Origin of the sequence: Streptomyces sp. NPDC060028 (assembly GCF_042736725.1) — a bacterium.
Lineage (GTDB): Bacteria > Actinomycetota > Actinomycetes > Streptomycetales > Streptomycetaceae > Streptomyces.
In genome coordinates this window covers 21,762-40,774 of the sequence record NZ_JBHWVJ010000017.1, presented here as the reverse complement: position 1 = coordinate 40,774, position 19,013 = coordinate 21,762, and the positions used below count along the sequence as shown (strand labels likewise).

The 19,013-nt window shown below is 71.8% G+C and carries 26 protein-coding genes; 20 read left to right on the top strand and 6 right to left on the bottom strand.

Going from position 1 to position 19,013, the window contains the following annotated elements; translation table 11 throughout:
* Positions 1 to 329 precede the first annotated feature (329 nt).
* The gene (locus tag ACFWBF_RS11775) at positions 330 to 563 is read right to left on the bottom strand and encodes a hypothetical protein (RefSeq protein ID WP_385598961.1); all 234 of its coding nucleotides are present in this window, start codon (positions 561 to 563) and stop codon (positions 330 to 332) included.
* A 175-nt stretch (positions 564 to 738) separates the two neighbouring features.
* Here ACFWBF_RS11775 and ACFWBF_RS11770 point away from each other — a divergent pair, with 175 nt between their 5' ends.
* A complete protein-coding gene (locus ACFWBF_RS11770) occupies positions 739 to 1,842 on the top strand; it encodes an NAD-dependent epimerase/dehydratase family protein (RefSeq protein WP_385598958.1) in 1,104 nt (367 codons plus the stop codon).
* A gap of 28 nt (positions 1,843 to 1,870) precedes the next feature.
* On the opposite strand, the gene ACFWBF_RS11765 is transcribed toward ACFWBF_RS11770, so the two are convergent.
* Complete coding sequence (locus ACFWBF_RS11765; RefSeq protein ID WP_385598955.1) at positions 1,871 to 2,107, bottom strand: DUF6479 family protein; 237 nt, start codon at positions 2,105 to 2,107, stop codon at positions 1,871 to 1,873.
* 232 nt (positions 2,108 to 2,339) lie between these two features.
* Between ACFWBF_RS11765 and ACFWBF_RS11760 the strand changes: the two genes are divergently transcribed.
* Both ACFWBF_RS11760 and ACFWBF_RS11755 read left to right on the top strand, forming a co-directional pair.
* Entirely contained in the window at positions 2,340 to 2,615 is a 276-nt protein-coding gene (locus ACFWBF_RS11760; protein ID WP_385598953.1) for an isoamylase early set domain-containing protein, read from the top strand.
* A gap of 115 nt (positions 2,616 to 2,730) precedes the next feature.
* Complete coding sequence (locus ACFWBF_RS11755) at positions 2,731 to 3,375, top strand: endonuclease (RefSeq protein WP_385599080.1); 645 nt, start codon at positions 2,731 to 2,733, stop codon at positions 3,373 to 3,375.
* Between the two features lie 101 nt (positions 3,376 to 3,476).
* Here the strand turns inward: ACFWBF_RS11755 and ACFWBF_RS11750 are convergent, their stop codons facing one another.
* Positions 3,477 to 3,728, bottom strand: a complete 252-nt coding sequence (locus ACFWBF_RS11750) for a DUF6213 family protein (RefSeq protein WP_385598950.1) — start codon at positions 3,726 to 3,728, stop codon at positions 3,477 to 3,479.
* Between the two features lie 149 nt (positions 3,729 to 3,877).
* On the opposite strand from ACFWBF_RS11750, the gene ACFWBF_RS11745 reads away from it, so the two are divergent.
* Entirely contained in the window at positions 3,878 to 4,300 is a 423-nt protein-coding gene (locus ACFWBF_RS11745) for a CBS domain-containing protein (protein WP_385598947.1), read from the top strand.
* A 30-nt stretch (positions 4,301 to 4,330) separates the two neighbouring features.
* Here the strand turns inward: ACFWBF_RS11745 and ACFWBF_RS11740 are convergent, their stop codons facing one another.
* Positions 4,331 to 5,188: a SigB/SigF/SigG family RNA polymerase sigma factor gene (locus tag ACFWBF_RS11740; protein ID WP_385598945.1), complete on the bottom strand. Its 858-nt coding sequence runs from the start codon at positions 5,186 to 5,188 to the stop codon at positions 4,331 to 4,333.
* Between the two features lie 270 nt (positions 5,189 to 5,458).
* Here ACFWBF_RS11740 and ACFWBF_RS11735 point away from each other — a divergent pair, with 270 nt between their 5' ends.
* From ACFWBF_RS11735 to ACFWBF_RS11715, 5 genes are read left to right on the top strand one after another with little or no spacing between them, the layout of a single operon-like run.
* Positions 5,459 to 6,073 carry a nucleotidyltransferase family protein gene (locus ACFWBF_RS11735; RefSeq protein ID WP_385598942.1) on the top strand — a complete coding sequence of 205 codons (615 nt, stop codon included), beginning with the start codon at positions 5,459 to 5,461 and terminating at the stop codon, positions 6,071 to 6,073.
* On the top strand, positions 6,070 to 6,336 hold the full coding sequence (locus tag ACFWBF_RS11730) for a BON domain-containing protein (RefSeq protein WP_385598939.1): 267 nt from the start codon (positions 6,070 to 6,072) through the stop codon (positions 6,334 to 6,336). The genes ACFWBF_RS11735 and ACFWBF_RS11730 overlap by 4 nt, the downstream gene beginning before the upstream one ends.
* A complete protein-coding gene (locus tag ACFWBF_RS11725) occupies positions 6,333 to 7,064 on the top strand; it encodes a metallophosphoesterase (RefSeq protein ID WP_385598936.1) in 732 nt (243 codons plus the stop codon). The genes ACFWBF_RS11730 and ACFWBF_RS11725 overlap by 4 nt, the downstream gene beginning before the upstream one ends.
* Before the next feature lie 54 nt (positions 7,065 to 7,118).
* Complete coding sequence (locus ACFWBF_RS11720) at positions 7,119 to 7,430, top strand: PRC-barrel domain containing protein (protein WP_385598934.1); 312 nt, start codon at positions 7,119 to 7,121, stop codon at positions 7,428 to 7,430.
* Positions 7,431 to 7,466: 36 nt separating this feature from the next.
* Entirely contained in the window at positions 7,467 to 8,114 is a 648-nt protein-coding gene (locus ACFWBF_RS11715; RefSeq protein ID WP_385598931.1) for an ATP-binding protein, read from the top strand.
* A gap of 176 nt (positions 8,115 to 8,290) precedes the next feature.
* Here the strand turns inward: ACFWBF_RS11715 and ACFWBF_RS11710 are convergent, their stop codons facing one another.
* Positions 8,291 to 8,464: a CsbD family protein gene (locus ACFWBF_RS11710; RefSeq protein ID WP_385598928.1), complete on the bottom strand. Its 174-nt coding sequence runs from the start codon at positions 8,462 to 8,464 to the stop codon at positions 8,291 to 8,293.
* Positions 8,465 to 8,727: 263 nt separating this feature from the next.
* Between ACFWBF_RS11710 and ACFWBF_RS11705 the strand changes: the two genes are divergently transcribed.
* The 9 genes from ACFWBF_RS11705 (at position 8,728) to ACFWBF_RS11665 (ending at position 16,355) form a co-directional block, all read left to right on the top strand.
* Entirely contained in the window at positions 8,728 to 9,399 is a 672-nt protein-coding gene (locus ACFWBF_RS11705) for a HemK2/MTQ2 family protein methyltransferase (RefSeq protein WP_385599077.1), read from the top strand.
* The gene (locus tag ACFWBF_RS11700; RefSeq protein ID WP_385598925.1) at positions 9,383 to 9,664 is read left to right on the top strand and encodes a CDGSH iron-sulfur domain-containing protein; all 282 of its coding nucleotides are present in this window, start codon (positions 9,383 to 9,385) and stop codon (positions 9,662 to 9,664) included. Before ACFWBF_RS11705 ends, ACFWBF_RS11700 begins: the two co-directional genes overlap by 17 nt.
* Complete coding sequence (locus ACFWBF_RS11695) at positions 9,661 to 10,686, top strand: iron-containing redox enzyme family protein (RefSeq protein ID WP_385598922.1); 1,026 nt, start codon at positions 9,661 to 9,663, stop codon at positions 10,684 to 10,686. Before ACFWBF_RS11700 ends, ACFWBF_RS11695 begins: the two co-directional genes overlap by 4 nt.
* Before the next feature lie 267 nt (positions 10,687 to 10,953).
* Positions 10,954 to 12,366, top strand: coding sequence for a family 2B encapsulin nanocompartment shell protein (locus ACFWBF_RS11690; protein WP_385598919.1), 1,413 nt, complete (start codon positions 10,954 to 10,956; stop codon positions 12,364 to 12,366).
* Between the two features lie 289 nt (positions 12,367 to 12,655).
* Positions 12,656 to 13,939 (top strand): family 2 encapsulin nanocompartment cargo protein terpene cyclase, encoded by a 1,284-nt coding sequence (locus ACFWBF_RS11685; protein ID WP_385598916.1) that lies wholly within the window; start codon positions 12,656 to 12,658, stop codon positions 13,937 to 13,939.
* A gap of 14 nt (positions 13,940 to 13,953) precedes the next feature.
* Positions 13,954 to 14,850 (top strand): geranyl diphosphate 2-C-methyltransferase, encoded by an 897-nt coding sequence (locus tag ACFWBF_RS11680; RefSeq protein WP_385598914.1) that lies wholly within the window; start codon positions 13,954 to 13,956, stop codon positions 14,848 to 14,850.
* A gap of 18 nt (positions 14,851 to 14,868) precedes the next feature.
* Positions 14,869 to 15,288, top strand: coding sequence for a BlaI/MecI/CopY family transcriptional regulator (locus tag ACFWBF_RS11675; protein WP_385599074.1), 420 nt, complete (start codon positions 14,869 to 14,871; stop codon positions 15,286 to 15,288).
* An 8-nt stretch (positions 15,289 to 15,296) separates the two neighbouring features.
* Positions 15,297 to 15,740 carry a hypothetical protein gene (locus ACFWBF_RS11670; RefSeq protein ID WP_385598911.1) on the top strand — a complete coding sequence of 148 codons (444 nt, stop codon included), beginning with the start codon at positions 15,297 to 15,299 and terminating at the stop codon, positions 15,738 to 15,740.
* A 330-nt stretch (positions 15,741 to 16,070) separates the two neighbouring features.
* Entirely contained in the window at positions 16,071 to 16,355 is a 285-nt protein-coding gene (locus ACFWBF_RS11665; protein WP_385598909.1) for a hypothetical protein, read from the top strand.
* A gap of 18 nt (positions 16,356 to 16,373) precedes the next feature.
* Here the strand turns inward: ACFWBF_RS11665 and ACFWBF_RS11660 are convergent, their stop codons facing one another.
* Complete coding sequence (locus ACFWBF_RS11660; protein ID WP_385598906.1) at positions 16,374 to 17,483, bottom strand: alpha/beta hydrolase; 1,110 nt, start codon at positions 17,481 to 17,483, stop codon at positions 16,374 to 16,376.
* A gap of 253 nt (positions 17,484 to 17,736) precedes the next feature.
* On the opposite strand from ACFWBF_RS11660, the gene ACFWBF_RS11655 reads away from it, so the two are divergent.
* Together ACFWBF_RS11655 and ACFWBF_RS11650 are read left to right on the top strand one after the other, a co-directional pair.
* Positions 17,737 to 18,348, top strand: a complete 612-nt coding sequence (locus ACFWBF_RS11655) for a phosphatase PAP2 family protein (protein ID WP_385598904.1) — start codon at positions 17,737 to 17,739, stop codon at positions 18,346 to 18,348.
* Positions 18,345 to 19,004 carry a phosphatase PAP2 family protein gene (locus ACFWBF_RS11650; protein ID WP_385598901.1) on the top strand — a complete coding sequence of 220 codons (660 nt, stop codon included), beginning with the start codon at positions 18,345 to 18,347 and terminating at the stop codon, positions 19,002 to 19,004. Before ACFWBF_RS11655 ends, ACFWBF_RS11650 begins: the two co-directional genes overlap by 4 nt.
* The last annotated feature ends 9 nt before the right edge of the window (positions 19,005 to 19,013 follow it).

Below are 19,013 nucleotides of genomic sequence, written 5' to 3'. Positions count from 1 at the left end.
CGGGTAGGCGCTGCGCGTGAAGGAGGAAGGAATCGTGAACGACAACGACAAAGACCACGACCACGACAGCAATGACGAACGGGCACCGGAGCGGGAAGCGGCCAGGCCCGCGCCCGGGTTGCCCGATGAGGGTGCCATGGTCGACGAACACGGCCGGGCGCCCGGAGTGCCGTCACGTACGGGGACCGGGTCCAGCGCACCGCCGGCCGATCGGAAGCGTGTCGAGCGCGCCGCCGCCGGGGCCGCCGATCGGGATCGGCAGCCCCGGCGACGGGACGGGACGGGTGGGTGACGGTGGGGCGGTCGACCGCCCCGCCGTCACCTACCGGTCATCCATGCCCCCCGCCCCGCTGCTCGCTCGCCCCGCCCTCCTTGGGGCTCACCCAGCGCCTGCGCCCGTTGCCGGGGTCCGGCGCCGCACCGGGCCGGTCGAGGCGGCTCGCCTCGTCCGTGTCGGCGGCGGCCGTCCGTTCTTCGTCGCCGCGCGGGATGCGTTGCCCGGCTCGTGGTGAGCCGTGTCCGTCGTGCGGAGGGACGCCTCCGGCGCCGCCCTGCTCGTCCATGGCTGCCTCCCTGTCCCTGTGTCGTTTCTGTCGTGCGGAGTCTCTCCGTGGCGGCTGCCCCTCCCGGGGCGCACGAAACCCGGCGGGCCGGTGGCAGGAGGAACCGGGACGTATGTGAGCGGGGAGTACGGGTAGGCGCCGGTCCCGTCCCCCGTGCAGGAGAGGAGCCCGCGCGATGTCACGTCGTACGTACACACAGGACCTTTCAGCGGCCAAGGCGGAGGGCAGCCGTGTCGTCGTCGTGGGGGCCACCGGAAACGTCGGGAGCAGCGTGGTGCGGGCCCTCTCGGAGGATTCCGCGGTGGGTTCCGTGCTGGGCTTGGCCCGCCGGCTTCCGGGCTGGCGCCCGGCCAAGACGCAGTGGCAGGCCGTGGACATCGAGCCGGGCGGCGCGGACCTCGTGGCGCTCTTCACCGGCGCTGACGCGGTCATCCACCTCGCCTGGCAGTTCCAGCCCACCCACCATCCGGCCGAGACCTGGCGCACCAACGTCCTGGGGAGCCTGCGCGTCTTCGACGCGGTGGCGGCCGCCGGCGTGCCCGTACTCGTCCACGCCTCCTCCGTCGGCGCGTACTCGCCCGGCCCCAAGGACCACAGGGTGGACGAGACGTGGCCCACGCACGGCTGGCCGCAAGCCGCGTACACCCGGGAGAAGGCCTATCTCGAACGAGTCCTCGACGCCTACGAGGGCAAGCACCCGGAGGTTCGCGTGGTGCGCATGCGGCCGGCCTTCCTCTTCAAGCAGGCGTCCGCCTCGGAACAACGACGGATCTTCGCGGGGCGGCTGCTTCCCGGCCGCCTCGTACGCCCCGGGCTCGTCCCCGCCGTTCCCGACCTGCCGGGGTTGCGTTTCCAGGCCCTGCACACCGACGACGCGGCCACCGCGTACCTGGCGGCCGTGGCGCTTCCGGTACGGGGGGCGTTCAACCTGGCGGCCGAGCCGCCCCTGGACGCTGAAGTCCTGGCCTCCCTGTTCGAGGCGCGGAGCCTGTCGATGCCCTCCGGCCCGGTGAGGGCGGCGCTCGCGGCCGCCTGGCGGCTGCACCTGGTCCCCGCCTCGCCGGACCTGTTCGACGCCGTCCTGCGCCTGCCGCTGATGGACTCCACCCGGGCGCGCGAGGAACTGTCCTGGGAGCCCGCCCACACGTCCGTGGAGGCTGTCGGCGAGTTCCTCGCCGGGCTGCGGTCGGGGGCGGGCATGGACACCGTCCCGCTCGCCCCGGACCAGCCCCTGACCCGGCGGCTGCGCGATGCCGCCGAACGCGTCGTCAGGGCCTGACCAGCGTTTTGACGACCATCAACGACCGTCAAGGACGGGAGGGCCGGCCAGGGCCGTCGGGGTCGTCAGGGGTCTGCCAGGAGTCCTGCCGGGCGCGTGCCGGGGGGCTCTGATCCGTCGGCCGTGCTCCGGGGTCCTTGCGGGCGGCGGTTCGTCGGCTTCCGTACCAGAACGCCCCGATCAGGAGCGCGACCACGACGACACCGGCCACGATCAGGAAGAGGGACGACGAACCGGAAGCTGCGAGCGGGAGAGAAGAGATCATGCCCCGCGCCTACCCGGTATCCCGCGCCTTGCACGTACCCGACCCGGCGCAAGAGCCAGACCCACATGGCGGCCCGCGCCGTCCCGCAATGGAAGCCTTGGGGCCGAGGGCCGCGGCCGGTTCCGCCCAGGTGACGTCGCGTCGCGCCGCGCCGCGCCGGGATGCGGATCGCCGGTCCGCTGCGGAGGATGTCACCGTCCCCACCCGCCTCTCCCGTCAGGAGCCGATCACCATGCTGGAGCGCACGCTGCGCAAGGACCGCACCGAGGTGACCTTCATCCTCCCCGCCGACCGCCCGCCCGGGCCGGTCAGCGTGGTGGGCGACTTCAACGACTGGCAGCCCGGCGTCCACACCCTCGAGCCCCGCAAGGACGGCAAGCGGGCGGTCACGGTCGAGCTGCCCAGCAAGGGCACTCACTCGTTCCGCTACCTGGCCGCCGGCGACTACTGGTTCAACGACGAGAGCGCAGGCGACCAGGAAGGCCCCAACAGCCGCCTGCGCACCTGACGTTCTCAGCCAAGGGCCTTCGCGGGCGTCCGTCCCGTGCCCGCGGTGCCGTCCCGCGTACGCACGGCAGGCGTATGGGGGGCGCAGCGCCGGGTAGGAGCCGCGCATGCCGCGCATGGATCAGCGAGCCGAAGTGAACCGCCTGCTGGCGCAGTACGGCCGGACGCACGCGGAGGAAGCGGGCATTCGGCTGCGGAACACCCCCGCCCCGCTCTACCAGGTGCTGGTGCTGACCGTGCTCTTCTCCGTACGGATCAGGTCCGACATCGCGGTCGCCGCGGCGCGCGAGCTGTTCGCCGCCGCCATGCGCACGCCCCGGGCGATGGCTGACACGCCGTGGCAGGAGCGCGTCGACGCCCTCGGTCGGGCCCACTACCGGCGCTACGACGAGAGCACGGCGAGCGCCCTGGGTGACGGGGCGGTGTTCCTCCTGGGGGAATACGGCGGAGACCTGCGGCGGATGCGCGACCGGGCGGCCGGCAAGCCGGCCCGGATCCGCGAACTGCTGCGGGAGGTTCCCCGGATCGGCCCGGTCGGGGCGGACATCTTCTGCCGGGAGGTGCAGGGTCTGTGGCCGGAGCTTCGGCCCGCCTTCGACCGCAGGGCCCTGGAGGGAGCTCGCGCCCTGGGCCTCCCGGAGACAGCCGAGGGCCTGGCCGAGCTCGTTCCCGCGGCCGACCTGCCCCGACTGGCGGCGGCTCTGGTCCGGACCCGGCTGACGCACGGGACCCCGGACCGGGGGCGCCGGTCCGGGGTCTGAACGGGCAGGGTCTGAACGGGCAGGGTCTGAACGGGCAGGGTCTGAACGGGCAGGGTCTGAAGGAGCGGAGTCTGAAGGGGCGTGGTCGCACCGGCCGCGCGTCACTCCCCGTCCGGCGCCTGGCCCTCCGGGGCCGATGCGAAGGCGATGCACTCCACGTCGATGCTGTCGGCGAGCTCGTCCAGTACGCCGGCCAGGCTGTCCACGGTCTCCCGGTCGACCGCCGGATCGGCGGCGTCCGCCGAGCGCAACCAGTCCACGGCGATCGTGCGCAGCAGGGCGGTGACCTGTTCGGCGGGAATCAGTGGCCCGCTCTGGCCCCCCGGGATCAGCGGAATGGTGACCTGGATCATGGAACCGCCTCCCGGGGAGCCTGTGAGCGATGGGTCATCCGCGGAGCGCATACCCCGCAGGGCAGGGGCCAATCACCCGGCCGCGCTTACCCGGCACGAGGGAGGGTAGGCGCTCCGCGCAAGCACCGCTTCCAGCAGCGGGAGGATCGATGACCCGACGAGTGCACGAGGTGATGACCGGGAATCCGGTGACCGTCGAGCAGCTCACCTCATTGGCGGAGGCCGCGCGGGTGATGCGGGACGCCGGCATCGGGGACGTGCTGGTCGTGGACCAGGGCCGGCTCCGCGGGATCCTCACGGACCGCGACATCGTCGTGCGCGGGCTGGCGGAGGACCGGGATCCCGCCGAGACGACCGTAGGCGCGATCTGCACCGCCGAGCCGGTCACGGTCAAGCCCGGCGACCACGTCGACGAGGCCGTCGACCTCATGCGCCGGCACGCGCTGCGGCGCCTGCCCGTGGAGAACGAGGACCGCGAACTCGTCGGCATCGTCACCCTGGGTGACCTCGAGGTCGAACGGGACCCTGGATCCCCGCTCGCCTCCATCGCGGCGGCGGAACCAGGCGCCTGAGCGGGCCGCGACCCGGACGGCGGCGCGCCGTCAGGCCTCGGGCTCCGCCGGGTCGGCCGTGGCGTCGCTCAGCATGCCGGTCCGCAGGGTGGCCATGATCTGGCCCAGCAGCCGGGAGACGTGCATCTGGGAGATGCCCAGCCGGTCGCCGATCTCCCGCTGCGTGAGCTCCTCGCCGAAGCGCAGCGAGAGGAGCAGCCGGTCGCGCTCCGACAGCCCGGCCAGCAGCGGCTTGAGCGCCTCCAGGCATTCGATCCGGTCGTACGCGTCCTCCTCGACGCCCAGCGTCCGGCTGAGGGAGTGTCCTTCGCATTCCTCGTCGGCCGGTGTTTCGATGGAGCCCGCGGTGTACCCGTTGGCGGCCATGAGGCCGTCCGTGAGCACGTCGTCGCTGATGCCCAGTCGCCCGGCGAGTTCGTGTTCGGTGGGGCGGCGGCCGAGCTGCTGTTCCATGGCGTCGTGGGCCTTGGCGATGTCGAGCCGGAGTTCCTGGAGTCTTCGGGGTACCTTCACCGACCAGGTGCTGTCCCGGAAATACCGTTTGATCTCGCCCGTGATGGTGGGCAGGGCGAAGGTCGTGAATTCGACGCCGCGCTCGACGTCGTACCGGTTGATCGCCTTGATCAGGCCGACCGTGCCCACCTGGACGATGTCCTCCAGAGGGTCGCTGCGGTTGCGGAACCGGTGTGCGGCGTACTTCACGAGGCTGAGGTTGAGCTCGACGAGGGTATTGCGCACGTACGAGTACTCGGAGGTGCCCTCGGTGAGCGAGTTCAGCCGCCTGAACAGCGCGGTGGACAAGGTCCGTGCGTCGGCCGTGCTGACGGAGAGCGGATCGGCGGGCATGCCGTTGACGAGGGCTTCTACTGCCAGGTGACTGGTGGGCATGTGGATCCTCCGACGGAGGGGTTCGGCGCCCTTGCGGCGCGGCGGGACCGTCGTGGTGTCGACGGTGTTATACCCACCTGTGCGCGGCACGACCCCACCTGCCCCGTCTACCCCTCTTACCCACCCTCACAGCGGGCACGGTCGACCCCGGCCGGGGCTGCCGGGTGCCGGGCGCCGCAGGCACCTTTGCGCACGGATGGCACCGTTTGGCCCCTCCTGGTCCGGGCAGGCGCCCTTCGACCTTCAAACGGGCCGACGAGGAGGCGCGCCGTGAGGGATCGCCCCACGTTCCTGGCGGGAGCCGGCGCTTCCCTGCCACACGACCACACCCAGGCCATCCTGGAGATCACCAAACAAGTGGCGGCGCTCCTCAAAGGCACCGGGAAGCCGTTCGCGCTCGCCGGGAGTGTGGCGGCGTTCGCGCACGGGGTGCCGGCCCACTTCCAGCACGACACGGACTTCTGCCTCCGCCGAGCCGACGCCGAGACGGCCGTGCACGCGCTGGAAAGCGGCGGCATCGAAATGCGAGCGGCCTCGGAGGACTGGCTGCTCAAGGGCCGGGCCGGCGGCGAGGAAATCGACTTGATCTTCGAGCTCGCGCGGCGCCCGGTGAGCACGGAACTGTTGGACCGTGCCGAAGAGCGGTCGGTGGATTCCGTGTGGATGCCGGTCCTGGCGCCCACCGACCTCATGGACAGCCGCCTCGCGGCGCTCACCGAGCACTACTGCGACTTCGGCGACCTGCTCCCCATGGCCCGCGTGCTGCGCGAGCGCATCGACTGGCCGCAGCTCCACCGGGCCCACCGGGCGACTCCGCTGGCGGACGCCTTCCTCTACCTGCTCGAGCGCCTCGACGTCATCAAGCCCAGGGAGTCCACACCATGATGCAGCTCGACCACGCCGGCCCCCTCAGATACCGCATCGAGCACCTGCGCGACCGCCTGGCACGCGAGGAGATCTCCGAGCTCGGCGTACGGATCGAAATGCGCGGCAGCGGCATCCTGCTGTGGGGCACGGTCACCACCCCGGCCTGCCGGGACGCGATCCTGCGCATCGCCGCGCAGGAGCTGGCCGGCCTGCCCTGGCGGCAGGATCTCCAGGTCGGCGGCGTGCAGCCACCCCACCACCGCCCCGAGGAGCTGTCGTGATCCGCGTCGCCGCCGTGGGTGACATCCACCTCGCACCGGGAGCCGAGGGGCTGCTGCGGCCGGCGTTCGAAACCCTAGGAACCTGCGCCGACCTGCTGCTCCTGGCCGGCGACCTGACCCGTCACGGGACGGAGGAGGAGGCCCGGGTGGTGGCCGGCGAAGTCGCCGGGCTGCCGGTACCGGTGATCGCCGTCCTCGGCAACCACGACTATCAGAGCGACCGGCAGGAAGCCGTCACCCGGGTGCTGTCCGAGGCGGACGTCACGGTACTGGAGGGGGATTGCGTCCAGTTCGACGTGGACGGCGTGACGGTGGGCGTGGCCGGAACCAAGGGGTTCGGCGGCGGTTTCGCCGGCCGCTGCGCCAGCGAATTCGGCGAACCCGAGATGAAGGCGTTCATCCAGTACACCCGCAGCTGTGCCGACGGGCTCCTCCGCTCGCTGCGGGAACTCTCCGACAGGGACTGCGCGGTGCGGATCGCCCTGACCCACTACGCGCCGGTCCCCGACACCCTGGCGGGCGAACCACCGGAGATCTACCCGTTCCTCGGCAGCTACCTGCTCGCCGAGGCCGTCGACGAGGCGGGAGCGGATCTCGCGGTCCACGGCCACGCCCACCTGGGCACCGAGCACGGAATGACGGAGGGCGGGGTGCGGGTGCGAAACGTCGCGATGCCGGTGATCGGAAGCGCCTTCGCCCTCTATCACCTGAACCGAGCACCGGCTTGAGCCGCCCGGACCGGGGTAGGTGCAGGGCGTCACACAAACCGGGAGGAGATCCTCATGGCGACCTCACCAGCCGATCTGATCGGATATCGGGTCGAAGCGTCCGACGGACACATCGGCTCGGTCGACAAGCACTCGGAGTACGTCGGCAAGACGTTCATCGTGGTGGACACCGGCCCGTGGATCTTCGGTCGGCACGTGCTGGTTCCGGCAGACCTGGTGGCGCGGGTGGACACCGAGACCGAGACCGTGTTCATCTCCGCCACGAAGGAGGAGATCAAGGACTCACCGGATTACGAGAGCGGTCAGCACGACGACGTGGCGATCATCCGCCTCGTCGAGCAGTACTACGCGAACAATCACATGTGAGGACCGTCGTTGGAAGGCGGGTAGCGGAGGACCATCATGGAGGAGCCCGAATTCCCGGTACCGGCCCGGCGATTGGCGCTGCGCAGCACCATCGGCGCCGTCGCCCGGTGCCGGGACTTCACCCGCCAGGCGCTGAGCGAGTGGTACGGAACACCGAAGGGCGTCGATGCGGAGGCCGGCTCCGGCTCCGGCGCCGATACGGAGGCCGGCGCCGACGACGTGCTGCTCCTGGTGTCCGAGGTGGTCGCGAACGCCTGCCTCCACGGCGGTGGCCCCAGATCGCTCCTCCTTCGGCGCACCCGTGACCGGCTGCGGATCGAAGTCACCGACAACAGTCCGGTCAGGCCGGCCATGCGCGTTCGCGCCGAGCCGTCCCGGCCCGGCGGGCACGGCCTGCGCATCGTGGACCGGCTGGCCCGGGACTGGGGCTGGACACCGGTGGAGGGCGGGAAGTGCGTATGGCTGGAGGTCTCCTCACCGCCGCGGCCGTGGGGCGCCGCGGAGCGGTACACGTCGCAGCGCGAACCGGCCCCACCCCCTGGCGCAGCGGATCTCGATGAAGCCCTACCTGAACGGTTCCGAGCGGAGTCAGTCATGGCTGCCGGCAGGCCTCACGGCCGTGTGCGACGGGGACCCGAGCACCCGGCCTCCCGACGATGCGGCCGGACGATACGTCCGAGGTGACCAGGTCGCGACCGCGGTGGCCCGCGGGGCCGCCGCCGCAGGCGTACGGGAAGGCCTGCCACGACCCCGGTCCCGGCAGGGCTCGGCCCCGGACCGGCCGCCCACCCCGACGCACGCACCCCGGGGCGATCGCTGTACACGATCGCCCCGGGGTGCGGATGTGCTGCTGCGGGTGTTCAGTGGTGAGACCTCTTGACGTGGTCCGCCGCCTTCTCCGCCGATTCCTGTGCCTTGCCGGTCATGCGCTCGGCCGCTCCTTCGGCTTCCATGCGCTTGTCGTCCATCGCGTCTCCGGCGGTCTCCTTGACCTTTCCCTTGACCTGCTTGGCCTTCGCCTTGGCCTTGCTCATGAGCGCTCCTCCGGGTCGTCATTCAGTGCGCCTTCCGATGAGCGGCGGCTGCCCAGGGCTCCGGGGAATATGCGTCGAAGCCGGGGTCGAAGTCGGAGTCGACGTCGAGGTCGACCGTCCTGACCTCGTGTGATCCTCTGAAGATTCCGGGGCCGCGGGTAGCCCTACGACTTTCGGGCAGCCGCCGTCTGTCGATCAACCGCATGCCGTCCGCCCTGCGCGGATCGCATTCGACCGGAGGTGGGCCTGTGCCAAGTACAGCAATCACCGGGGGTGTCGCACCCGGAGGGCTCGTCACCCTGCCCGGCGTGTACCGGCCGCAGGCCGACACACGGCTGCTCGCCGAGGCCCTCTCCCACGAGGAGCTGGGTCCGGCGACGGAGGTGATGGAGATCGGCACCGGCACCGGAGACCTCGCACTGCGCGCGGCGCACGCCGGGGCCCGGGTCACCGCGGTCGACGTCTCCTGGCCCGCGGTGGCCACCGCCCGGCTCAACGCACTCCGGCGGCGGCTGCCCCTGCGGGTGCTGCACGGCGACTTCGCCACCCGCACCCGGGGCCGCCGCTTCGACCTTGTACTCGCCAATCCGCCGTACGTGCCGTCCCCGCAGCCCCGGCTGCCGTCCCGCGGCGCCGCCCGCGCCTGGGACGCCGGGACGGACGGACGCGCGATCATCGACAGGATCTGTACGAGCGCACCGGCGCTGTTGCGGCCGGGCGGGACCCTGCTCATGGTGCATTCGGGCATGTGCGGAGCCACGGCCACCCTTGATCGCTTGCGGAGTGCCGGCATGACGGCCCAGGTGACGGAACGTGCCTGGGTGCCCTGGGGCCCGGTGCTGCGGTCCCGGCGGGCCTGGCTGGTCGGCCAGGGGCTGGCCGACGTAGGCGGGGAGTGGGAAGAGCTGGTGATCATCCGTGCCCAGCACCTCTGAGAACCCGGCCCCGGGCCGGGACCGGGCCGCCGACGGGCCACGCAGGCCGGCGTGCCGGATGACCCTGGACCCGCAGGGTCCGCTCCTCGTCGAGGGCCCGGTGGAGATCCTCATGGAGGACGGGAGCGTCGCCAGGTCCGACCGCTTCATGGTGGCCGTGTGCACCTGCCGGCGCAGCCGGATCCACCCCTGGTGCGATACGAGCCACCGCCGCCACGAACGCCCCGCCCCGCCCGCCGACCGGCAGGACAGGAGCACTCGATGACCTCGCCCACCAGGAGCACGACGAGCACCGGGCCCCACCTCGCCCGCAGCCGGGGCGCGCTGTCCGGCGCCGTCGTGGACGCGCTGCGCACCGGGCGCCCGCCCTCGCACACGCCAGGCGCCGTCCTCTCGGCCGACCCCTTGGGCGAGGACCTCCAGCTTGCCCTCTACCTCCTGTACGAACTCCACTACAGGGGCTTCGAGGACGTCGACGACGAACGCGAATGGGACCCCGAACTGCTGGGCCTGCGCCGGGCGATGGAGACGAGGTTCCTCCACGCCCTGCGCACCGGGTCGTCCGGAGCACCCCGGTCGGCAGAGGAAGCGTTCGCCCCGCTGCTCCTCGAACCGGCCGACCTCACGGGGAGCATCAGCCACCACCTGGAAACCGCCGGTGAACTCTGGCAGTTGCGCGAGTACGCGGCCTTGCGCTCCCTGTACCACCTCAAGGAGGCCGACCCGCACGCCTGGGTCATCCCCAGGCTCACCGGACGGGCCAAGGCCGGCATGGTCGCGATCGAGTCGGACGAGTTCGGGGCCGGGCACGCCGCGGACATCCACGCCCAGCTCTTCGCCGACCTCATGGACGACCTCGGCCTGGACCACGGCTACGGCCGGTACCTCGATCACGCGCCCGCCCCCCTGCTCGCCACCGTCAACCTCATGTCCCTGCTCGGCCTGCACCGGGCCCTGAGGGGCGCGCTCGTCGGGCACTTCGCCTGCCTGGAGGTGACCTCCTCGCCCGGTTCGCGCCGCATGGCCGCGGCCATGCGGCGGTGCGGAGCGGGCCCGGCGGCCGAGCGCTTCTACACGGAGCACGTCGAGGCCGACGCGGTGCACGAACAGGTCGTACGGCGCGAAGTGATCGGGGGGCTCCTCGCCGACGAGCCGGAGCTCGAGCCGGACATCGCCTTCGGCTGCGCCGCGACGGTCCTGCTGGAGGACCGGCTGGCCGACCACATCCGCGCGGCCTGGGAGAACGGGCGCTCCGCTCTGCGCACTCCCTTGCCGCACACGGTGTGAGGCGAGAGCGGGCGGCCTCGCGGGCCGCGCGCTCGGCGGGCTTTCGAACAGGCCGGATATCGCCGGTTGCCGGCCAAACTCCCTGCGGGACGAGATCACTGCATCGAGGTAAGCCGAACGGTTCCTCTTGATCGAGCGGGTGCACCGGCCGTTACTGTTCCCCCGGATCTGGGCGGTTCCTTTGCCGGATGTTCGCCCTGTTGTCCTCTTTCACCGGTGACGCGCACGCATGCCGATCGCCGACCTTTACGAAGGAGCGCTCGTCCGATGACCGTTGACACCAGCCCGGAAGCGCAGCTGGATCCGCCCCGGCAGTCCAGCCTGGGCACGGCGGCTGCCCGCAACCTTGCCACCACGACCAAGTCCGCCCCGCAGATGCAGGAGATCACCTCCCGCTGGCTGCTGCGGATGCTCCCGTGGGTGGAGACCAAGGGCGGCGCCTACCGGGTGAACCGCCGGCTCAGCTACACCGTCGGCGACGGGGTCATCGAGTTCGTCCAGGACGGCGGCGACGTCCGGGTGATCCCGCGCGAACTCGGCGAACTGGCCCTGCTGCGCGGCTTCGACGACGAGGAAGTGCTGACCGCCCTCGCCGGCCGCTGCGTCCAGCGCGACTTCCGTGCCGGTGAGGTGCTGGTCGAGCGCGGTACCCCCGCCGAGCAGATCCATCTGATCGCCCACGGCCGGATCAGCCAGACCACCGTCGGCAAGTACGGTGACGAGGTCGCCGTCGCCGTGCTCGCCGACGGCGACCGGTTCGGTGAGAACGCCCTGCTCGACGCCGACGCCGGCTGGGAGTACACCGCCACCGCCGACACCCCCGGCACCCTGCTCACCCTGTCCCGGGCCGACTTCGCCGCCGTGGTGTCCGCGGCACCCAACCTCCAGGCCCACATCCAGCAGTTCAGCGCGCTGCCGCTCCAGCGGCAGAACCGTCACGGCGAGGCCGAGATCGCGATGTCGGCCGGCCACACGGGCGAGGCCGAGCTGCCCGGCGCCTTCGTCGACTACGAGCTCAAGCCCCGGGAGTACGAACTCTCCATCGCGCAGACCGTGCTGCGGATCCACACGAGGGTCGCCGACCTCTACAACGGGCCGATGAACCAGACCGAGGAGCAGCTCAGGCTCACCATCGAGGCGCTGCGCGAGCGCCAGGAGCACGAGCTCGTCAACAACCGGGAATTCGGTCTGCTCCACAACGCCGCCTTCAAACAGCGGATCCAGACCCACTCCGGACCGCCCACTCCGGACGACCTCGACGAGCTGCTCTGCCGCCGCCGCGGCACCAGGCTCTTCCTCGCCCACCCCAAGGCGATCGCGGCGATCGGGCGAGAGTTCAACGCCCGCGGGCTCTACCCCGACCACGTCGACGTCGGCGGGCAGCAGGTCCCGGCCTGGCGCGGGGTCCCGATCCTGCCCTGCAACAAGATCCCCGTCAGCAAGGAGAACACCACCTCGATCCTCGCCATGCGCACCGGCGAGGACAACCAGGGCGTCATCGGCCTGCACCAGACCGGTCTGCCGGAGGAGTACGAGCCGGGCCTGTCGGTGCGCTTCATGGGCATCGACGAACGGTCGCTCATCTCCTACCTGGTCACCACGTACTACTCGGCCGCCATCCTGGTGCCCGACGCGCTCGGTGTGCTGGAGAACGTGCAGATCGCCCGCAGGCGCGACTAGTGCTGTGACCGGAAAGGTTCACCGGGGCGCGGCGCCCGGCACGGCACCTCGCCGCGTTGTCGGACCGCGCAAGTACGTCCAGTACGAGACGCGGTCCTCCGCCTTGCGATGCACCGCACCGGACACCGCGACCCGGCAAACCTTTCCGGCCACAGCACTAGGTCCTCTCTTTCGGCCTGGACCCTCCCCACCGCACCCGCCCGACGGCCACGACGGCCCGGGCCTTCCCCGGGCCGACCGGGCATGCCCGGATCCGGGACAGCCCGCCCACCCCACCAAGGAGCCACGGATGCCCGAGCCCGGGCCTTCCCCTCTGCAGTCGAGCCTGCCGGCCGCCGCGGCCCGCTTCGGGGCCCACGTCCTCGCCGGGGCCCAGGCATCCTCCGGCGCCGAAGCCGCCGCACCGTCCCGCCTGCCGTTCCCGTCCGTCCTGCCCTCCCTCTCCGTACCCGTCCCCGCTCCTGCCGCGGTCAGGCAGCCGAGCACCGCCCTGCAACGGATCCTGCGCGGCCCCAGCGGCCTGGGCACGGCGGGCCTGCACCCGGGCCGGCGCGAGGAGCCGCCCGCGCCGGCGGAGCCCGGGACACCGGTGGCCGGCAATCCGATCCCGGGTCTCTACCACCACCCGGTGGCAGAGCCCGATCCGGCGCGGGTGGAGGAGGTCAGCCGCAGGATCAAGGCCTGGGCCTTGGACGAGGTCGAGCTGTACCCCGAGGACTGGGAGGACCAGTTCGACGGCTTCCACGTCGGGCGTTACATGGTCGCCTGCCACCCCGACGCCCCCAGCATCGAGCACCTGATGCTCGCCACGCGGCTGATGGTCGCCGAGAACGCGGTCGACGACTGCTACTGCGAGGACCACGGCGGCTCGCCCATCGGCCTCGGCGGACGCCTGCTGCTGGCGCACACCGCTCTCGACCCCCTCCACACGACGAAGGAGTACGAGCCGCAGTGGGCCCGGTCGCTCCACTCGGACGCGCCCCGGCGCGCCTACCGCTCCGCCATGGCGTACTTCCTCCAGGAGGCCAGCGCCTCCCAGGCCGACCGGTACCGGCACGACATGGCCCGTCTGCACCTCGGGTACCTCGCCGAGGCGGCCTGGGCCCAGACGGAGTACGTGCCGGAGGTGTGGGAGTACCTGGCGATGCGCCAGTTCAACAACTTCCGTCCCTGCCCCACCATCACCGACTCCGTCGGCGGCTACGAACTGCCCGCGGACCTCCATGCGCAGCCCGCCGTGCAGCGGGTCATCGCGCTCGCCGGGAACGCCACCACCATCGTCAACGACCTGTACTCGTACACCAAGGAACTGGCCGGCCCCGGCCGGCACCTGAACCTGCCCGTGGTGATCGCCGAACGCGAGGGCACCTCCGACAAGGAGGCCTACCTCAAGGCGGTCGAGGTCCACAACGACCTCATGCACGACTTCGAAGCCGCAGCCGCCGAACTGGCCGCCACCTGCCCCGTCCCGGACCTGCTGCGCTTCCTGCGCGGAGTCGCCGTGTGGGTCGACGGCAACCACTACTGGCATCAGACCAACACCTACCGCTACAGCCTGCCCGACTTCTGGTAAGGATGGACCTGTTCGTGACCAGCACCGATCTCACCACCGCCCCCGCCCCCGCCACCGGCGCCGCCATGTTCATCCCCGCCCCGTCGACGCCGTACCAGGGCGACATCGCCCGCTACTGGAACGACGAGGCCAGGCCCGTCAACCTGCGTCTCGGTGACGTGGACGGCCTTTACCACCACCACTACGGCATCGGTGACGTCGACCACGCCGCCCTCGGCGACCGCGACGACAGCGCATACGAGAAGAAGCTGATCGCCGAGCTCCACCGCCTGGAGTCGGCGCAGGCCGAACTCCTCCTGGACCACCTCGGCCCCGTCGAGCGCGCCGACACCCTGGTGGACGCCGGCTGCGGCCGCGGCGGCTCGATGGTCATGGCCCACCAGCGGTTCGGATGCAAGGTCGAGGGCGTCACCCTCTCGGCGAAGCAGGCCGACTTCGCCAACCAGCGTGCCCGCGAACTCGGCATCGAGGACCACGTCCGCGCCCGTGTCTGCAACATGCTGGGCACGCCCTTCGAGACCGGGCAGGCCGCGGCCTCGTGGAACAACGAGTCGAGCATGTACGTCGACCTGCACGACCTCTTCGCCGAGCACTCCCGCGTCCTCGCGGTCGGCGGTCGCTACGTGACCATCACCGGCTGCTGGAACCCGCGCTACGGCCAGCCCTCGAAGTGGGTCTCCCAGATCAACGCGCACTTCGAGTGCAACATCCACTCCCGCCGGGAGTACCTGCGCGCCATGGCCGACAACCGGCTCGTACCGCAGGCCGTCATCGACCTGACCCCCGCGACCCTGCCCTACTGGGAACTGCGCGCCACGTCCGCACTGGTCACCGGAATCGAGGAGGCGTTCATCAACTCCTACAAGGACGGCTCCTTCCAGTACGTCCTGATCGCGGCCGACCGCGTCTGACCCCCGCCGCGAAGACGGCTGGGCGAGCTGGAGGCCGAGATCATGGACCGGCTCTGGCGGTGGGAGCGGGCGGCCACGGTCCGGGAGATCGTCGACGACATCAACAGGACCAGGCCGCTGGCCTACACCACGGTCCCGACCGTGGCCGACGTGCTCTACCGCAAGGGCTGGCTCAGGCGCGGCAAGAGCGGCCGGGCGTGGACGTACGAACCGGTGCGCAGCCGCGAGGACTACACGGCCGGCCTGATGCGCGATGCCCTGGGCTGCGCGTCGGACCGTCCGGCGGCGCTGATGCGCTTCGTCGAGCACATGTCGCCGGAGGACGTGGGGTCGCTGGACGCGGCGCTGCGTTCCCTCGGGCGTCAGGCCGCGACGGACGAGGGCGCTGCCCCGGGGGACGGCGTCCGAGGGGGAACCATCACGTCCTCCCGCCGCTGATCACGGCGGTGTGTACCGGCCTGCCGTGTCCGGGCCTGCTGGCCCGGGCGCGGTGGGTCGGGCAGGCGCCCCGACTGGCCGTCGCCGCCTGGGGCGTACTCGCGGCCACCTTCACCGCCGCGGTCTCGCTGCTGATCCTCGCCACCACCGACGACGGCGACGGCTACGGCCGGGCCCTGGCCGCCATGCTCTTCCTCGGCTTCGGCGCCGGCTTCATCATCGGCCCGACCAGCGACGCCATCGTCGGCTCCCTCCCCGAGGACGACCTGGGCGTCGGATCCGCCACCAACAGCGCGGCCGTCCAGCTCGGCTCCGCGCTCGGGGTCGCCGTACTCGGCAGCCAGCACCTGCCTGGCCGCGCAACAGTTCGGGCTGCTGCCTGCGCTGTGAGCGGCGAGGCGAGGCGGATTTCTCCGCCCGGGCCCGTGGGCGCCGTGGGTCAGCGGCACTGACCGGTGTGCGGACCGAGCACGGTGTCGGCCGGGACTTCGACTCCGCCGGTGTCGGCGTCCACGGTCAGCGGGCCCGTCACCGTAGCGCAGGCCGTTGCCGTGGTTGACGCCCGCGGCGAGTGAGGCGTCGGTGGACCCCGGGCGAGCTCCGCGCCCGCGCGGAAGTGGGCGCCGTGACCGGAGGCCGGATGTGCCGGGGCGCGCCGGTGGTGCGGGCAGGGGCCCGCGCCGGTCCCCGGTCCGTACGCCCGTCAGGGCCCGGCCGGGCCGACCGGCGCCGCGCCGATTACGATGAGATGTCAAGCGGTCGCAGTGTGTAACGGAGGCGTCATGGGGCTCGACGAGATCACCGCGCTGCCCAAGCTCTTCAAATGCATGGGGCGCAGCTACAGCGTGGCCCGGTCCGGCGGGGCGGTCGTCATCCAGGACGTCACCGACATCACCCGCCCCCTTCCCCTGGGCAGGGCCGAACGGTGCTCGGAGAGCCTGTGGAGCGTCCATACGCCGCAGGGGCACCTCGCCGGCCGCGCCCGGGGGACCCTCAATGCCATCGCCGTACTGCGCGAGGCCACGTGGCCGCCCCGCGATCCCTTCATCCGCGTGCCCGCCCCGTAGGGCCGGCCCGGCCAGGGGTCACTCGGCCGCGAGGCGGCCGCCCAGCCACTCCAGGGACGGCGGGATCTCCCGGTTCCAGGTGTTGAAGCTGTGGCCGCCGTGGTCGAGGGTGATGGACGAGACGCGCGCCGGGTCCTTCACCTTCTCGACGAACTTCCGTGTCGGGTCGAGGTTGCTCTCGCCCTGCAGGGAGGTCGTCACCAGGAAGGAGGACTTGCCCTGCGGCAGGTGGTCCAGGCTCCACAGCAGGTCGGATCGTTTCTCCTCGTCCTTGTTGCCGTGGAAGAGGTCGCCGGAGTCCCTGTCGACCTCAGGCTTGTAGTCCGCCGACAGGCCGACGCCGGCCGCGTAGTGCTCGGGATGCTGCAAGGCGACCTTCAGGGCGCAGTAACCCCCCGTGGAATCGCCCATGATGGCCCAGCTGCGGGCCGAGGTGCCGACCCGGTAGGCACCCGATATCGCCTCCGGGAGATCGGCGGAGAAGAAGGTCTCACTGGCGGGGCCGTCCGGAACGTCGACGCACTGGGTGTTGCGCGGCCCGACGGTGGGCCGCATCAGGACCAGGATCATCGGCTGCATCTTCTTCTGCTTGGCCAGGGTCCAGGCCGTCTTGGGGTACGGCAGGGGCTTGAGCAGGTTCTCCGCGGCCCCCGGGAAGCCGGTGAGTACGACGGCGGCGGGGAAGGTCCTCTTCTCGTTCCCCTTCTGGAAGTACTCCGGCGGCAGGTAGACGTAGGCGGGGGTGGCGACCTTGGACTGCCGGCCCTGCACCATCACCTTCTGGATCTCGCCGCCGATCTGCGGTGTCATGCCGCCGGGAACGTCCGGGTGCTGCCGTCCGATGACCTTCACCAGCGCGTCACCGGCCGTGTCCTGGGCAATGAGCGCGGACGGGCTCGCGGTGCCGAGCAGGTCGTCCCAGGTTCCGTAGACGAGCAGGCTCCTGTTCACCCCGAGTCCGATAGAGGAGAACACCAGCGCCTGCACGGCGAGGACCAGCCCGACCCGGCCCAGCGCCGGTCTCCAGCCCTGCCGCGCCAGCCGCGGCCACAGCCAGACGGTGGCCGCGAACAACAGGGCCGTGCAGCACAGGGTGAATGCGAGGAGCGTGGCACTCGTCAGACTCATGGATCGGGGAGGCTCTCTGTCGCGTCTCGGCCCGGCCCAGCGGCCCGGCGGCACCGCGCCCGGGTGCGTATCCCGTTAGAGAGAACTGGAGCAAGATCCGTTCCATGGCCGCGGTGTGTTGTTGACCTGGGCATTGCCTTCGCCTCACGCCCTCCCGCCCGGTGATCGTCTACAGTGCGATGGACCGTCTACACAGTTGTAGTCGTCAGCTCTTCCCATCCCATCCCACCCCCATCCAGTGAGAGGCCACCCGATGCATCCCGATTCCGGGTACGACGGCTCGGCCGTCGACGGCCGTGCCTACCTCGACGTGGTCGGCCTCGCGCACCGTGCGCCCGGCCCGTTCGACACCCTCATCGCCGCCTGGTCGGCGTACGGCCTGGGGCTCTTCGCGCTGCTGATGCTCGCCGCGTGGTGGCGGGCCCGGCGCGCCGGTCACCCCCGGGTGGTCATGGCGCTGGCGGTCCCGCCGATCACCCTGCTCGCCTTCGGCGTCGACGATCTGCTGAAGCTCGCCGTCCGCGAGGACCGGCCGTGCCGGACCCTCGGCGTGGCCACCCTGGAGGCCTGCCCCGCGCCCGGCGACTGGTCCTTCCCCAGCAATCACGCCGCCCTCGCCGCCGCGGCGGCCTGCGCGCTGCTCCTCGTGTCGCGCCGGCTCGGCGCCGTCGCCCTGGTGGCCGCGGCGCTGATGGCCGCCTCCCGGGTCTGGGTGGGCGTGCACTACCCGCACGACGTGCTGGCCGGCTGCCTCGTCGGAGCCCTCGTGGCCCTCGCCGTCGGCAGCGCCGTCCGGCGCCGCCAGAACGCGCTCGCCGGGCGGCTCGCGAGCGGTCCGCTTCGACCGCTCCTGACCGCGGCATGACCCGTTCCCGCTCCGCCGCCCGTACCGCCGGGTGGCTGGCGGCGGTCGCCGCGGCGCTCTTCGCCCTGCTCGCCGCGTGGGTGATCCGGTCGCCGGGCCGGCCGCTGCCGGGCGACACGGGACTGACCCACTGGTCCCGTGAGCACCGGCCGGCCGCCGCCGCGGTCCTGGCGCGCCTGATCACCGACACCGGCACCGGAGTGATCCCGTACGCCCTGCTCCTCCTGGCGGGCCTGCTCGCGGGCCACACGGCCCGCCAACGCGTCACCACCGCCGTCGGCCTCGCCCTGTGCCTCGCCGCGGGCCAGGCCGTGCGGTGGTACGTCATGTGGCTGATCGCCCGTCCGCGCCCCGCGGTCGCCGACTGGGCCACCCACGCCTCGCGCTGGTCCTTCCCGTCCGGCCACACCAGTACCGCCACGATGACGGCCGGACTCCTGATCGCCGCGCTGTTCCTGCGCGGCTCCCGGGTGCCGCGAACCGCCGTGGTGCTGGTCGCCGCCTGGTGCGCGGCGGTCGGCCTGACCCGCGTCTACCTCGGGGTGCACTGGTTCAGCGACGTGCTAGGCGGCTGGCTCTTCGCCACCGCCTGGCTGTCCCTGGTCACCTGCGGGTACCTCACGCTCACCGGGCGGAACGGCCGACTCCCGTCGTAGGCAACGCTG

Coding starts and splice junctions, on each gene's coding strand:
- ACFWBF_RS11775 (WP_385598961.1), bottom strand. CDS start 563: ATGGACGAGCAGGGCGGCGCCGGAGGCGTCCCTCCGCACGACGGACAC.
- ACFWBF_RS11770 (WP_385598958.1), top strand. CDS start 739: ATGTCACGTCGTACGTACACACAGGACCTTTCAGCGGCCAAGGCGGAG.
- ACFWBF_RS11765 (WP_385598955.1), bottom strand. CDS start 2,107: ATGATCTCTTCTCTCCCGCTCGCAGCTTCCGGTTCGTCGTCCCTCTTC.
- ACFWBF_RS11760 (WP_385598953.1), top strand. CDS start 2,340: ATGCTGGAGCGCACGCTGCGCAAGGACCGCACCGAGGTGACCTTCATC.
- ACFWBF_RS11755 (WP_385599080.1), top strand. CDS start 2,731: ATGGATCAGCGAGCCGAAGTGAACCGCCTGCTGGCGCAGTACGGCCGG.
- ACFWBF_RS11750 (WP_385598950.1), bottom strand. CDS start 3,728: ATGATCCAGGTCACCATTCCGCTGATCCCGGGGGGCCAGAGCGGGCCA.
- ACFWBF_RS11745 (WP_385598947.1), top strand. CDS start 3,878: ATGACCCGACGAGTGCACGAGGTGATGACCGGGAATCCGGTGACCGTC.
- ACFWBF_RS11740 (WP_385598945.1), bottom strand. CDS start 5,188: ATGCCCACCAGTCACCTGGCAGTAGAAGCCCTCGTCAACGGCATGCCC.
- ACFWBF_RS11730 (WP_385598939.1), top strand. CDS start 6,070: ATGATGCAGCTCGACCACGCCGGCCCCCTCAGATACCGCATCGAGCAC.
- ACFWBF_RS11720 (WP_385598934.1), top strand. CDS start 7,119: ATGGCGACCTCACCAGCCGATCTGATCGGATATCGGGTCGAAGCGTCC.
- ACFWBF_RS11715 (WP_385598931.1), top strand. CDS start 7,467: ATGGAGGAGCCCGAATTCCCGGTACCGGCCCGGCGATTGGCGCTGCGC.
- ACFWBF_RS11710 (WP_385598928.1), bottom strand. CDS start 8,464: ATGAGCAAGGCCAAGGCGAAGGCCAAGCAGGTCAAGGGAAAGGTCAAG.
- ACFWBF_RS11695 (WP_385598922.1), top strand. CDS start 9,661: ATGACCTCGCCCACCAGGAGCACGACGAGCACCGGGCCCCACCTCGCC.
- ACFWBF_RS11690 (WP_385598919.1), top strand. CDS start 10,954: ATGACCGTTGACACCAGCCCGGAAGCGCAGCTGGATCCGCCCCGGCAG.
- ACFWBF_RS11685 (WP_385598916.1), top strand. CDS start 12,656: ATGCCCGAGCCCGGGCCTTCCCCTCTGCAGTCGAGCCTGCCGGCCGCC.
- ACFWBF_RS11665 (WP_385598909.1), top strand. CDS start 16,071: ATGGGGCTCGACGAGATCACCGCGCTGCCCAAGCTCTTCAAATGCATG.
- ACFWBF_RS11660 (WP_385598906.1), bottom strand. CDS start 17,483: ATGAGTCTGACGAGTGCCACGCTCCTCGCATTCACCCTGTGCTGCACG.
- ACFWBF_RS11655 (WP_385598904.1), top strand. CDS start 17,737: ATGCATCCCGATTCCGGGTACGACGGCTCGGCCGTCGACGGCCGTGCC.
- ACFWBF_RS11650 (WP_385598901.1), top strand. CDS start 18,345: ATGACCCGTTCCCGCTCCGCCGCCCGTACCGCCGGGTGGCTGGCGGCG.